This window comes from Planktothrix mougeotii LEGE 06226, from assembly GCF_015207485.1.
Lineage (GTDB): Bacteria > Cyanobacteriota > Cyanobacteriia > Cyanobacteriales > Microcoleaceae > Planktothrix.
This window is the reverse complement of sequence record NZ_JADEWU010000115.1, coordinates 1-13,746: the sequence shown is the minus strand read 5'-3', so window position 1 is coordinate 13,746 and position 13,746 is coordinate 1. Positions and strand designations below refer to the sequence as shown.

The following is a 13,746-nucleotide window of genomic DNA, read 5'->3' as shown; positions in this document are numbered from 1 at the left end:
AGGGGATGAGGGGATGAAGGTCAATCAAAAAAAATTAACCCTCCTTATCATTTAGTCCAGAAGGGTTAATTCTTGAGAAAGATTTAATTTTATCAATCAGGATTAGACCGTTGCTAACTCAGGAGTTGGGCGTTTGCTATTACGAATTCCTTCAATAGCTGTAGCATAATCCGGTGCATTGAAAACCGCAGAACCTGCAACAATCGCATTAGCACCTGCTTCTAACACTTGCCAAGTATTATCACCTTTAAGACCGCCATCAACTTCAATCCAGGGATTTAAACCCCGTTCATCACACATTTGGCGCAATTGACGAATTTTCGGCAGAATTCCAGGGATAAACTTCTGACCGCCAAAACCGGGGTTAACGCTCATGATTAACACCAAGTCACAAAGCTCTAACACATATTCAATTAATTCTAAAGGAGTAGAAGGATTCAAAACCACACCCGCTTGTTTACCCAATTCCCGAATTTGGCCAAGAGTTCGATGTAAGTGGGGAGAAGCGTTGTGTTCAGCATGAACCGAAATAATATCAGCACCCGCCTTGGCAAACCCTTCAACATATTTTTCCGGTTCCACAATCATTAAGTGAACATCCAGAGGTTTTTGGGTCACGGGACGAATGGCTTCCACAATTAATGGCCCAATAGTAATATTAGGAACGAAACGGCCATCCATCACATCAACATGAATCCAATCTGCACCCGCTTCATCCACGGCTCGAATTTCTTCACCTAGACGACTAAAATCGGCTGATAATATAGAAGGAGCAATAACAATCGGTTTTTGGGTTGTGGTCATGGGGGAATCTGTTCTCCTGCATCTCAAGTTGTAACCAGTGTATCAGAATCGGGGTATGTGGAACAGGCATCTTGCCTGTTAAGCGGGTTTTAGGGTATTGAGTCTCTCAGAAATATTTTATTTTTTTCTACTTACTTACTTTTTTTTCCACTATGAAAACGCATGACCTCTATGAGAATCCTGAGCAAGAACGTTTACAGTTGTTTGTGTATTTAATTCCCATTTTGGGTTTTTTCCCCGCATTATGGACATTGTATCGACAGGAAGGAACACGACAACAACAAGCGGTGAGTCGATTAGTAATTGTATTAGCGTTCAGTTGGTTAGCAGGACTGCTATTGTTAGAAGTTGGCTATCAAAGTACGGAATCCTTAACCTTGCCGATGTTATTAACCAGTAGCCTCTTGACAACGAGTTATTTTATCGTCAGTTTAGGGTTAATGATTCGAGTGTGGAAACGTCAACCGATTTGGCTACCTGGACTGAGCCGAATTGCTGAACAAGGATTAGGCAAACATCTGCCATAATAGGTTGGTTCTAAAATCATTTTCTCTATTGCTAGAAGTCTGTTATTCCTAATTTAGATCATTTATTGAGTGTGTGAGGAAGTCCGTGTCAGCACCAAGATATCAGAGTCAAAAACCATTGCCCAAACTGTCAAAACCCAGTCTGAGAAAATTAGCTCAATCTAGTCCCGGTCGTTGGTTAGGACTAGGTTTAGGTTTAGCTGGAGTCGCGATGATTTCAGCCACTGCTGGAGCCTTATTAGCGGTGTCTTTATCGACTACTCCCCTATTACAGCAAAAGCTAACGCCTGAAGAAGCGGCGGTTTTTTCTAAAAGTCAAATGGCAACCACCAACATGAAGTTGCCTGAACTCACCCGTCCGGTGAATATTTTAGTCATGGGGGTCAAGGTTTTAACCTCCGATTTAGAAGATGATTCCCATCCCGATGTCGGATATCATGCTTTAGTTGATTCCTTTAAAGGGTTATCGGATACAATGCTATTAATTCGCTTTGATCCGGCTAACAAAAAGTTAAAAGTCTTATCGATTCCCCGTGATACTCGTACCTATGTAGAAGGTCGGGGAATGACTAAAATTAATGATGCTAATTATTATGGGGGCCCCGCTTTAAGTGCAAAAGCTACCAGTGAATTATTAGGGGGTGTGGGAATTGACCGTTATGTCCGAGTTAATGTTCAAGGTGTGGAAAAACTGATTGATGCGATGGGAGGCGTCAGCATTTACGTTCCCAAAGATATGAAATATCAAGATGATAGTCAGCATCTCTATATTAATTTAAAACAAGGGGAACAACACCTGAATGGAGCGCAAGCTTTACAGTTTTTACGATTTCGTTATGATGCGTTAGGAGATATTGGTCGGGTACAACGTCAACAAATGTTAATTCGGGCATTCATGGAACAGGCGTTAGATGTGAGTACCATTTCTAAATTGCCTCAAGTTGTATCTATTATTCAATCTCATATTGATACAAATTTAAGCTTGGAAGAATTAGTCGCTTTAGTAAATTTTGCATCGGGAATTCAGCGAGAAAATGTTGAAATGCTGATGGTTCCCGGTGAATTTAGTGACCCGAAAGAATATCGAGCCAGTTATTGGTTACCGGATGCAAATCGCCTAGAAAATTTAGTCGCACAACATTTCGATTTTGGTCAAGATGTTTGGCAATTTGATAATATTGACCCGAAAGATTTAAGGATTGCCATTCAAGATAGTAATGATAATTCTGATGCCCTTGATCGATTAGTGGGAAATTTGAATGATGGCGGATTCTGGAATGTTAAAATTTCTAAACCTTGGACAGAACCTTTAGCAGAAACTAAAATTGTAGCTCAGGATGGCGATATTAAGAGTGCTGAAGCGTTACAAAAATCTTTAGGGTTTGGTAAAGTTGTGGTTGAAAGTACGGGCTATTTAGAATCGGATATTACCATTCAAGTCGGAAAAGATTGGCTAGAGAAATACAATCAACCCACTCCTTCTAATGTTCCTAATTGGGAATCTATTTCTCCTTCCAAAAAACAATTATAGCCAGTCTAAATGGTTTCTGATCAAATCCTGTAGGGGGGTATCCCTTCCAACCCAGGGGCAAAGAGGGTGAGGAAGGATGCCACACCTACCTTAAAATAATATTACAATCGATTAAAAGGAAAATTAAAAGTCCCTCGTCCAGTTCATATAAATCCAAATGTCATCTTCTGAACCTTCGATAGAAACAAGTATTACCCCCACATCCTCTCGAAAAGATGCGGGTTTAGCACCCTTAGTGCTGACTTTGGTAGAATTAATTCGGCAATTAATGGAAGCACAAATCATCCGACGGATGGAAGGTAATACCCTGAGTGAGGAAGAATTAGATCGGGCTGCGGAAAGTTTGCGACAATTAGAAATTCAGGTGTTACAATTGTGTGAAATCTTTGAAATTGATCCGGCTGATTTGAATATTGAATTATCAGAATTTGGGACATTATTACCGAAATCAGGAACTTATTATCCGGGGGAAAGTTCACAAAACCCTTCAGTTTTAGAATTATTAGATCGGTTAATGAATACGGGAATTGTTGTTGAGGGAAGCGTAGATTTAGGGTTAGCCCAACTCAATTTGATTCATGCCAAATTAAGGTTAGTTTTAACTTCTAAACCTTTGTAGAAATCTTTTGGGGTTTAAACCTTATTGACTTAAAATAGAAAATAGGGAAAATATTTGCAGTGTTTCCTATAGGTTTTATGAGCATTAACGTTTATAATGGATAACAGATAGTGTGTTTACAGGGTTGTCAACAATCGCGCTCAAAGTAGGCACTCAAAACCGAATTCCTTGGATCTGATCTCAAGTCCATGATCCCCCTTATCAAGGGGGATCATGGGGGATCTGATCTTAGCTGTAATCAGGGGTCTTCGGCGGTCGTTGACAAACTTTGGTGCGTGCGTTGCGCTTACCCACGCTACAAGTTAAATTAATAAGGGTTTTTAATTATGGAAAATGGTTTCTATTTATATGGAATTTTACCGACAAACCAAGTACGACCTTTAGGGTTATCGGGATTAGATCAACAACCGATTCAAACCCATCCGGTGAATGAGTTTAGCTTTTTATATTCCGCAGCCCAGCAAGATCGGTATTTAGCCAGTCGCCGGAATTTATTAGGCCATGAACAAGTCTTAGAACTGGTGATGCAACAGGGTTATAGAAGCATTTTACCTTTGCAATTTGGATTAGTGATTCAAGATTGGGAAACTGTAGAAACGCAGTTAATTCTTCCCTATCAAGAACGGTTAAAACAATTGTTTCATAAATTAGAGGGAAAACGGGAAGTCGGAGTTAAAATTTTTTGGGAAGAACCAGAAGAATTAAATCGTTTAATGATAGAAAACCAAGGATTAAGAGAAAAGCGCGATCGCTTAGAAGGTAAACCGCTTAGTATGGATGAAGTCATTCAGATTGGTCAAGAAATTGAACAGGCGATGCAAGATCGCCAACAGGGAATTATTGAGAAATTTCAACACACCTTAAACCCCTTAGCAGAAGAAATTGTTGAGAATGAAACCTTAACTAATACGATGATCTATAATGCCGCTTATTTAATTCCTTGGGATACGGAACCTAAATTTAGTGATAAAATTGAAGAACTTGATCACTATTTTAAGAACCGCTTACGAATTCGCTATAATAATTTTACAGCCCCCTTTAATTTTGCCCAACTCAATCCTTAATCGGAGGTGTTATGGTCTTACGATTATTATTATCTCCAATAACAGCACCCTTTGGGGGGGTAATCTGGATCGGCGAACAACTCCTAGAACGGGCTGAAGCCGAACTAGACGATAAAGAAAACTTAAGTAAACGATTATTAGCCCTTCAGTTAGCTTTTGATATGGGAGATATTTCTGAGGAAGAGTTTGAAGTCCAAGAAGAAGAATTATTATTGCAAATTCAAGCCTTAGAAGATGAAAACACAGTTTCAAAAGATTAAACCCCTTCCCGAAACGGTTTAATTCTGTTTTCTGTGTGTTTCGCTGTACCCAAAACTCTATAGTAATCCGTGTAGGATTTGTCAACGATGTAGGGGTAGTGTCCCCATGCCTACCCCAATCTACGGGCAACTACTGAGGGTTGCCCCTACAAAGATATCGGGTAGGTTGTAATCATTTACAACGGACATAAAACAGCCAAAAGTATTATTCATGTTCCCTAATCCCTATTCGTAATTCGTAATTCGTAATTCGTAATTCGTAATTCGTAATTCGTAATTCCCTATTGACAACGCTTGCTTGTACGAGTCAACGGCCAACTCCATGTTAATCTTAGTTTTTGTATTGCAGACACTCAACACACAAGCGCACAAACGATCATGTCGGACACTCCATCGTCTCAACTTTCAGAACAACCAACCCCAGAAGCCAACGCCAATGAAATAGCGACTTCTGATCGCAGTGCTAAAACCCGCCAACTCTTAGGAATGAAAGGGGCAGCACCGGGAGAAACCTCCATTTGGAAAATTCGCCTACAGTTGATGAAACCGATCACCTGGATTCCCTTAATCTGGGGGGTGGTCTGTGGTGCTGCTTCATCAGGACATTTTTCTTGGTCACTGGAAGATGTGTTAAAAGTGGCGACTTGTATGTTAATGTCCGGGCCATTAATGACCGGGTATACCCAGACTCTCAATGATTTTTATGATCGCGAACTCGATGCCATTAATGAACCTTATCGTCCCATCCCTTCTGGGGCGATTTCCATTCCCCAAGTTGTCACCCAAATTTTACTGCTATTAGGGTTAGGAATAGGCATTTCCTACCTGTTAGATACTTGGGCGGGACATGAATTCCCCATCGTTACTGTTTTATGTCTTGGGGGAGCCTTTGTGTCCTATATTTACTCCGCACCCCCTCTGAAGCTGAAAAAAAATGGCTGGTTAGGAAATTATGCCCTAGGAGCGAGTTATATTGCCTTACCTTGGTGGGCGGGTCATGCCTTATTTGGAGAACTGACCCCAACGATTATGATTTTAACTTTGTTTTATAGTTTAGCTGGGCTAGGAATTGCCATTGTTAATGACTTTAAGAGTGTCGAAGGCGATCGCCAATTGGGGTTACAATCCCTTCCAGTGATGTTTGGGATTACAACCGCCGCCTGGATTTGTGTTTTGATGATTGATATCTTCCAAGCGGGGATGGCCGTTTATTTGGTCAGTATCAAGCAAAATCTCTATGCTACCGTTCTCTTGCTGCTGGTCATTCCTCAAATTACCTTCCAAGATATGTATTTTCTACGCAATCCTGTAGAAAATGATGTTAAATATCAAGCAAGTGCCCAACCGTTCCTGGTATTAGGAATGTTAGTTGTGGGTTTAGCGCTGGGTCATGCGGTTTAGGGAGTTTCCCACTTCCAGCAAAACCGCAGTTTCCCAACCCTCCTGAAAACTGGGATCAAGAAAAAAACCTTGATTTTCAGTGAGATCAGGCTTCGACAGCCAACTGTAGAGGCAAGCAAAACTTGCCTTCTGCACTGTTAAAATTCACTGTCGAATGATTACCAAAACCACCGATTTGTCCGAACCAATGGAAGAATCTCAATTACCATCCCGACCTAAGACGGACTCAACTCCATCCGAAACCGAATGGGAGACTAACCCCAGTAACGTTTCAACCCAACCCGTTTTGATATCATCCCCGATGACAACAGAACCTGAAATTGATGAAACTACCCCTGAATCGGTTTCAGAGTCTAATTCCCCGGAGGTCGCTTGGCATCATCGCGCCTTGAAGCGGTTAAATTCAGAATGGGTGAAACTGCGTCACAAGCTAACATCCCCCAACGCTGAAGGGAAACTGTGGTATCGTCGTCCGAGTGTCTGGATTGGAGTGGGCGTCATTAGTGTTGGCGGTGGTGCGTTGGGTTATGGAGCTTGGCAATGGTATCAAATTGATCAAAGCTTACCCCCAGTTTCGGTAAATACAATGGCATCCTTTAGCCGGGATGGCACCATTACCATTAAAGCCGCCAATAGTGATATTTTAATGCAAACCGGGCCAGCAACACGGGAAAAACTGCGACTCAAACAAATTCCCGAAAAACTGGTACAAGCTTTTATTTCTACGGAAGATGTTCGTTTTTATGACCATGATGGGGTGGACTATCAAGGAATTGTTCGCGCCATTGGATCTAATGTCTTAGCGGGGGGAGTGGTTGAAGGCGGAAGTACCATCACCCAACAGTTAGCCAGAATTGTATATTTGAATCAAGAACATAGCCTCACCCGTAAACTGAAAGAGGCAATGGTGTCTTGGAAAATTGAAGATCAAATGAGTAAGGAAGATATCCTAGAACGCTATCTCAATTTAGTGTATTTGGGTTCAGGTGCTTATGGGGTGGCGGACGCGGCTTATGTTTATTTTAGTAAATCCGTGAATGAATTAACGTTGTCGGAAATGGCAATGTTAGCGGGTTTACCTCCCGCACCGAGTCAATATTCTCCCTTAGAAAATCCAGAGGCGGCGACGAAACGACGCAATATTGTTCTCCAACGAATGCAGGATGCTAAGGTGATCACGGCCACTGAAGCGCAAGCCGCGATGCAAGAAGCGCTGAATCTTAAACCTAGTCAACCTAAACGGTTATTAGTTAAAGCGCCTTATTTTTCGAGTTATGTTCTGAAAGAACTCCCCCAACATATATCAAAAGACGCGATGGCAGCAGGGGGATTAACGGTTGAAACCAGTTTAGATTTAAAATGGCAAGAAGCCGCAGAAAAAACCGTTAAAGATGCGGTAGAACTTGATGGTGCTGGAGCTAATTTTGGTCAAGCTGCGTTAGTTTCTATTGAACCCAAAACCGGAGAAGTTAAGGCAATGGTGGGGGGATATCAATATAAAGAAAGTGAATTTAATCGGGTTACTCAAGCGCAGCGACAACCGGGATCAACCTTTAAAGGATTAGTTTATGCCGCAGCAATTGGGGCGGGTTTTTCCCCTTATGATAGTTATTTGGATGAACCTTATAAAGTTGATGGTTATCGTCCTCGAAATTATGGCAATAAACATTATGGCTGGATGTCGATGTCTGATGCCTTAAGCCGTTCGATTAATGTAATTGCGGTTAAAGTATTAGTGGATGTGGGGTTTGAACCTGCCATAAAATTGGCAAAAGATATGGGCATTAAATCTCCTTTAAAACCGACTTATGCCATGGCTTTAGGTGCTTATGAAGTCAATTTATTAGAATTAACCAATGCTTATGGAACTTTAGCTGATGAAGGCAATTATATTCCGGCTCATGGGATTCGGCGAGTTTTAGATCAACAGGGAAATATCATTTATCAAGCTAAATTTAAACCTAAACAAGTTTTAGATAAAAATAGTGCTGCGATTACAACTTGGATGTTAGAAGGAGTTGTTAATGGGGGAACTGGAAGCGCGGCAGCCTTACCTAACCGAGATGTTGCAGGTAAAACGGGAACCTCTGAAGAAGCGAGAGATTTATGGTTTATTGGCTATATTCCTCAAGCTGTAACCGGAATTTGGTTAGGAAATGATAATAATGATCCAACCTGGGGTGCTAGTAGTAGCGCGGCTTATAGTTGGGGGGAATTTATGGGAAAAGTTGTTGAGGGAATGCCTGTTGAAAAGTTCCCAGAACTGCCTGAATTAGAAGGACGAAAAGGCAGTATTAAAGCGAAACCTCATGAACCCAATAGCATAGAAACGGGAACTAAAGTTGCTATTGAAGATGGTGATCCGGCTCAAGCTGGAAGTGGGGATGGGAGTTATGCTAGTAATTCAGAGAATTACGATAGTGGTTATTCAGAAAGTGGTTCCTATAGTGATAGCAACGGCTATTCCTCTGATGGATATTATGATAACTCCTCTTCTGGGGGCTATTCTTCTGAGGGTTATTCTTCCGATGGTTATTCTTCCGATGGTTATTATGATGGAGGATATTCGGAAGGTTCCAACAATTACTAAACAGCTAAATTTGATTAAACGCGCTAAAATTCAGTTATGTTTGATTGCGATCGCCGGGTTTAAGGAGACTGTTCGATTATGGATGAACTCAAACCAATTTTACAAGAATTAACTCATGAACCCATTGCATTTTTAGGGGGGTTTTTCTCAGGTTTATTAAAATTAAACCTGAATGATGATCCCGTTAAAACTTGGCTAGAGAAACAAGGAGGAACTTCTGTATCTAGCCCCTCTGATTCTAAAAATAATAACGGAAATTCTGGCGGCCCTCAATCGATCACGATTGATTAATCAGTTATCAGTTATCAGTGTAGAGACGCGCCATGGCGCGTCTCTACCAGTTATCAGTTATCAGTTATCAAGATGCAATGAGTTTTCTGGCAAGGGTTAATAGCCAGGAATATTAGCGTGCGAAGCGCATTTTTCGCCTGCACAAAAAAACCATCAACCTTTATCGCATCTTTTTGCTTTTTGGGGTAAAATAGAATAAATACTTAATCATTCACGGTAATCGGGTAGGGAAACTTCGGTGAAAGTCCGAGGCTGTGCGGCAACTGTGAGTTAGGTTATTTCTAACAAGCCAGAATGCCTACCGATCACTTGGCTCTATACCTGCCTCACACGGGGAAGGAGATTTAAACTTAACATGACTTATAACACAGAACTTTCCATTAAACCCTCAAACTCGACATTTCCAGCCTTACCTCTACAGCGTCCGTTATTACTCATTGGTCATGGAACCCGTGATACAGATGGACGGGAAACCTTTTTAGAATTTGCTCAAGCCTATCAACAATTAGATCACTCTCGCCCGGTGGTTCCTTGTTTTTTAGAATTAACAGGGCCTACCATTCAAGAAGGAATTGATCGCTGTATTGAACAAGGTTATACGGAATTATCCGCCTTACCTTTATTATTATTTGCAGCGCGACACAATAAATTTGATATTACCAATGAGTTAGATCGAGCCAAACAACGACATCCGCAATTAACCTTTCATTATGGCCGACATTTTGGCATTAGTCCCAATATTTTAGAATTATTGCGATCGCGTTTACATCAATTAGAACAGCCGGAATTAAACCCTTTAAACATTCCTAATTCCGAAACTGTATTATTATTTGTCGGACGAGGAGCAAGTGATCCTGATGCGAATGGAGATGTTTATAAACTGGCTCGAATTCTTTGGGAAGGAAGCGGATATTTAACCGTTGAAACCTGTTTTATTGGCATTACTCATCCCCGTTTAGAAGAAGGATTTCGTCGTGCTCGACTCTATCAACCCAAACGAATTATTGTCTTACCTTACTTCTTATTTACTGGGGTTTTAGTTAAAAAAATCTTTGATATAACAGCCCAACAACAGGAACAATATCCTGAAATTCAAATGACTTGTTTACCCGAAATGGGCATTCAACAGGAACTTTTACACCTCTTACGAGAACGGGAAATAGAAACCCAACTCGGAGAAGTTCAAATGAACTGTGAAATGTGCAAATTCCGGTTAGCTGCAATTTCAGGAAATCATCATCATCATGATCACAGTCATGATCATCATCACCACCATCATCATCATGATCATGACCATCCCCCAGTTGATCCCTATGCCAAATTAGAAGATTATCATCAACGTATTTGGAATACACCTTAATTGATTCTGTAGAAACCCAAACTTGGATTGAATTTGCTATCTTAGATGTAATTACATCAATACTGAAACAGATCAAGAACTTTATAGAAGTTATAATCAAGTCTTAGGGGGTGTTGTTAATAGGATTAACCGCCCCTCTTTTATCCCCGATCCCCCTACTTTCCCTGCCATCCTCTTCTATGGATTTACTGCGATCGCTTCCCATTGGACTATATTTAGAACAACCGATTACTTGGTTACATCGTTTAGATGCCAGGGTTAAGTTAGTGTGGTTGATGAGCTTTTTAGTCGCTCCGTTATTAGCTAACCCTTTATGGCGATTAGTATTAGTCGGGTTGTTAATTTTAATCACCTTATTGGCTCGAATTCCGTTACGAGTGTGGAAGCGACAAATGGGGTGGTTACTGATGTTTTGTGGGTTACTTTTTCTAGTCAGTTGTATTATGCCCGATGGTTTAGCCGTAGACCATCAACCTCGACTTCCTGAACAGGAATTAACCTTTGATTTATTGGCAAATAAACCAGAGCAACAACAAAAGAATCAAGCTTCTAACTCAAGCCTAACTTTACCTCAACCAACGTCCTATCGGTATGTGTTATTTGCTCAAGGGCCGTTTGAAATCACCCGTTATTCTGTAGACTTAGGAATCAGAACCAGTACCTTATTATTTACCCTTGTTTATAGTACAAATTTGTATTTGCTGACCACTGCTTCTGAAGAAATTGCAATGGCTTTAGAAAGTTTAATGGAGCCGTTACGAGGGTTAAAGTTACCCGTTACAGAAATTGCCTTAACCCTAACCCTATCATTACGATTTTTTCCGCTAGTTTTAGAAGAAATTCAAAATTTAATCCGTTCCGTGCGAACTCGTGCTATTAATTGGAAAAAACTAGGGCTAAAACGAACAATTCAGGTTTGGTTAACCATTGCCGAACGACTTCTACAAAACTTATTATTACGCGCCGAACAAATTTCCAGCGCCATGCAAGTCCGAGGGTTCACCAGTCCCAACCAGCATCGGGTGGAATGGCATCAACTGCGATTTAAATACCGGGATAGCATCGCCTTGTTCGGTTTAGCCTTATTCTGGGGTGTGCGTTTAATTTGGGGCGGAGAACTGTGAACTACCTACATTTCTCTACGAGTAAGTGTAGGCTTCCTATCCAAAGAATAGCTTTCTATCCCGAAGAACAGCGAGTCTTACATTCTGGCAATAGGCTACTCCCTCGTTCCGAAGGTAAAAGACAAGGCTGATCAAAAAAAATGTTTGAAGTTTAGCTTGGTTTTCGCTTGACTTGCCTTGTTTTATCTGTATGATAGCACAAGTTTTTTAACAATCCCAACAATGCCCACCGCAATTCATCCCACACTGCCCGAACGGGTCAGACGTGGGGCTTCTTGCGGAAGATACTAAATTAACCCTGAGCTTGTATAATTGATAGCTTGGATTATTCAAATTCCTGTTAAGCTGTTCCTCAATTAACTTTATTGGTTGTTTTTTAGATTTAATGACCACTGAAACTTACATGAACCATCCCAACTTCGGGTTATTGTTTAAAATATGCCCGGTTGAGGATCATCAAGAATTGTTCACAACCCTTTACGCCCAGCGCCTATTTTTCTTAGTAACGCAGGGGCCAACGGGATTAAAATTTGAACCCATTAGCCGTTCTGATGCGAAACTTCTCGTCGAAATTCGCTTAAGAATGCTGCGCCGAACTGGACAAGCCGAGGAATATAAAAAACTCCAAGATGTCCATCACAATACGTTTCAATAATTTCCGATCGGTGTCTGTTAATGATTGACGGTTAACCGTTGACAGACAACCGTAAATTGATAAAAAAACGATTATGATTGATTTGATCACAGAACAAATTATTAAAATTCGAGCTTCTATTCCTGAATCTGTACGATTAATTGCGGTTACAAAAACGGTTTCCGTTGAAGCCATGCGGATAGCCTATGAAGCCGGAATTCGAGATTTTGCTGAAAATCGAGTCCAGGAAGCGGCTGAAAAATATCCTCAATTACAAGATCTTCAGGATATTACTTGGCATTTAATTGGTCATTTACAAACCAATAAAGCTACAAAAGCATTACAACTGTTTCAATGGATTCAATCTATCGATAGTTTGAAGTTAGCTTTGCGTTTAGATCGGTTGGCGGGAGAGTTGGGGTATCAACCTCAAGTCTGCCTTCAGGTGAAGATTTTACCCGATCCCAATAAGTCTGGCTGGACTATCCCCCAACTCTTGGCAGAATTACCCCAATTAAACCAATGCCAGCATCTTAAAATTAAAGGCTTAATGACCATTCCCTGTTTAGGGTTAAGTGAGTCAGAAACCCTGGGTGTTTTTGAGCGCACCCGTGAGTTAGCAGAAACAATTCAACACCAGAATTGGACTAATATTGAGATGCAACAATTGTCAATGGGAATGTCAGAAGACTATTCTCTAGCCATTCAAAAAGGTGCTACGATGATCCGACTAGGACGAATCATTTTTGGGCAGAGGAGGAATTAAACCAAAAACTTACTGTAAAATAGGCAAGTCTTACAAAAAATCAATATAGCCAAACCCTCAATTTACCCCTCATGGGAGTTGAGTTAAGATTCTAAAGTCGTACTGGAGACTAAACCGTGAACAGACTTTTTACTAGACTAAAAGATTTTGTAGGGTTCAATGACTCTGTAGAATACGATTACGAATACGATGAGATGGAAGGGGATCGCTATCCCGGTAACTATCCCCCCCCACAGGAACAACCTGTCCCTCAACCGATGGCGGCAGAGGAACCTCGTGCATCTCGTCGTTCACAACGATCTGTTGGATCTATGGGTAGTGGTGTAATGTCTGAAGTTGGAATGGGATCAACCATGAATAATGTTATTGGAATGCCCGGCGCTCTGAATGGTATTTCTGAAGTGGTGGTGATGGAACCCCGCACTTTTGAAGAAATGCCCGCAGCTATTCGCGCCCTCAAAGAACGCAAATCTGTGGTTTTAAATTTAACCTTAATGGACCCAGATCAAGCTCAAAGAGCCGTTGACTTTGTGGCTGGGGGTACCTTTGCTCTTGATGGTCATCAAGAACGCATTGGCGAAAGCATTTTCCTGTTTACCCCCAGTTGTGTTCAAGTCAGAACTCAAGGGGGTAACGTCGTCCACGAAGGCATTCCTCAAGCACGTAACCCCCGCATGGCGGCTCCATCGGCCCCCGTTTGGCAACCGGAACGCGCCCAGGCTATTCAGTAAACGGGCAGGGTGATAAGGGGACTAGGGGACAAGGGGACAAGGGG

14 protein-coding genes and 1 riboswitch are annotated in these 13,746 nt (G+C 41.3%); of the genes, 13 read left to right on the top strand and 1 reads right to left on the bottom strand.

What is annotated here, in order from left to right:
- Positions 1-102: 102 nt before the first annotated feature.
- Entirely contained in the window at positions 103-804 is a 702-nt protein-coding gene (gene rpe, locus IQ236_RS26105) for a ribulose-phosphate 3-epimerase (RefSeq protein ID WP_072722047.1), read from the bottom strand.
- A 152-nt stretch (positions 805-956) separates the two neighbouring features.
- Between rpe and IQ236_RS26100 the strand changes: the two genes are divergently transcribed.
- The 13 genes from IQ236_RS26100 to IQ236_RS26040 all read left to right on the top strand — a co-directional run bounded on the left by IQ236_RS26100 (position 957) and on the right by IQ236_RS26040 (position 13,702).
- A complete protein-coding gene (locus IQ236_RS26100) occupies positions 957-1,331 on the top strand; it encodes a hypothetical protein (RefSeq protein WP_193871975.1) in 375 nt (124 codons plus the stop codon).
- A 118-nt stretch (positions 1,332-1,449) separates the two neighbouring features.
- Positions 1,450-2,862 carry an LCP family protein gene (locus IQ236_RS26095; RefSeq protein ID WP_228041873.1) on the top strand — a complete coding sequence of 471 codons (1,413 nt, stop codon included), beginning with the start codon at positions 1,450-1,452 and terminating at the stop codon, positions 2,860-2,862.
- 157 nt (positions 2,863-3,019) lie between these two features.
- Positions 3,020-3,481: a gas vesicle protein K gene (locus tag IQ236_RS26090; protein ID WP_190519774.1), complete on the top strand. Its 462-nt coding sequence runs from the start codon at positions 3,020-3,022 to the stop codon at positions 3,479-3,481.
- A gap of 326 nt (positions 3,482-3,807) precedes the next feature.
- A complete protein-coding gene (gvpF, locus tag IQ236_RS26085) occupies positions 3,808-4,545 on the top strand; it encodes a gas vesicle protein GvpF (protein WP_193871974.1) in 738 nt (245 codons plus the stop codon).
- 11 nt (positions 4,546-4,556) lie between these two features.
- Positions 4,557-4,805 (top strand): gas vesicle protein GvpG, encoded by a 249-nt coding sequence (locus IQ236_RS26080; protein WP_193871973.1) that lies wholly within the window; start codon positions 4,557-4,559, stop codon positions 4,803-4,805.
- Between the two features lie 378 nt (positions 4,806-5,183).
- A complete protein-coding gene (chlG, locus tag IQ236_RS26075; RefSeq protein ID WP_193871972.1) occupies positions 5,184-6,206 on the top strand; it encodes a chlorophyll synthase ChlG in 1,023 nt (340 codons plus the stop codon).
- A 154-nt stretch (positions 6,207-6,360) separates the two neighbouring features.
- Entirely contained in the window at positions 6,361-8,796 is a 2,436-nt protein-coding gene (locus tag IQ236_RS26070; RefSeq protein WP_228041872.1) for a transglycosylase domain-containing protein, read from the top strand.
- Positions 8,797-8,874: 78 nt separating this feature from the next.
- The gene (locus tag IQ236_RS26065) at positions 8,875-9,087 is read left to right on the top strand and encodes a hypothetical protein (RefSeq protein WP_190519779.1); all 213 of its coding nucleotides are present in this window, start codon (positions 8,875-8,877) and stop codon (positions 9,085-9,087) included.
- Between the two features lie 217 nt (positions 9,088-9,304).
- Positions 9,305-9,395: riboswitch (adenosylcobalamin-variant (AdoCbl-variant) riboswitch) on the top strand.
- A 47-nt stretch (positions 9,396-9,442) separates the two neighbouring features.
- Positions 9,443-10,447: a sirohydrochlorin chelatase gene (locus IQ236_RS26060; RefSeq protein WP_193871971.1), complete on the top strand. Its 1,005-nt coding sequence runs from the start codon at positions 9,443-9,445 to the stop codon at positions 10,445-10,447.
- 179 nt (positions 10,448-10,626) lie between these two features.
- Complete coding sequence (locus tag IQ236_RS26055; protein WP_193871970.1) at positions 10,627-11,571, top strand: energy-coupling factor transporter transmembrane component T family protein; 945 nt, start codon at positions 10,627-10,629, stop codon at positions 11,569-11,571.
- A 385-nt stretch (positions 11,572-11,956) separates the two neighbouring features.
- Positions 11,957-12,226 (top strand): transcriptional coactivator PipX, encoded by a 270-nt coding sequence (gene pipX / locus IQ236_RS26050; protein ID WP_072722072.1) that lies wholly within the window; start codon positions 11,957-11,959, stop codon positions 12,224-12,226.
- A gap of 73 nt (positions 12,227-12,299) precedes the next feature.
- Positions 12,300-12,971 (top strand): YggS family pyridoxal phosphate-dependent enzyme, encoded by a 672-nt coding sequence (locus IQ236_RS26045; protein ID WP_193871969.1) that lies wholly within the window; start codon positions 12,300-12,302, stop codon positions 12,969-12,971.
- A 116-nt stretch (positions 12,972-13,087) separates the two neighbouring features.
- Entirely contained in the window at positions 13,088-13,702 is a 615-nt protein-coding gene (locus IQ236_RS26040; RefSeq protein ID WP_190519787.1) for a cell division protein SepF, read from the top strand.
- The last annotated feature ends 44 nt before the right edge of the window (positions 13,703-13,746 follow it).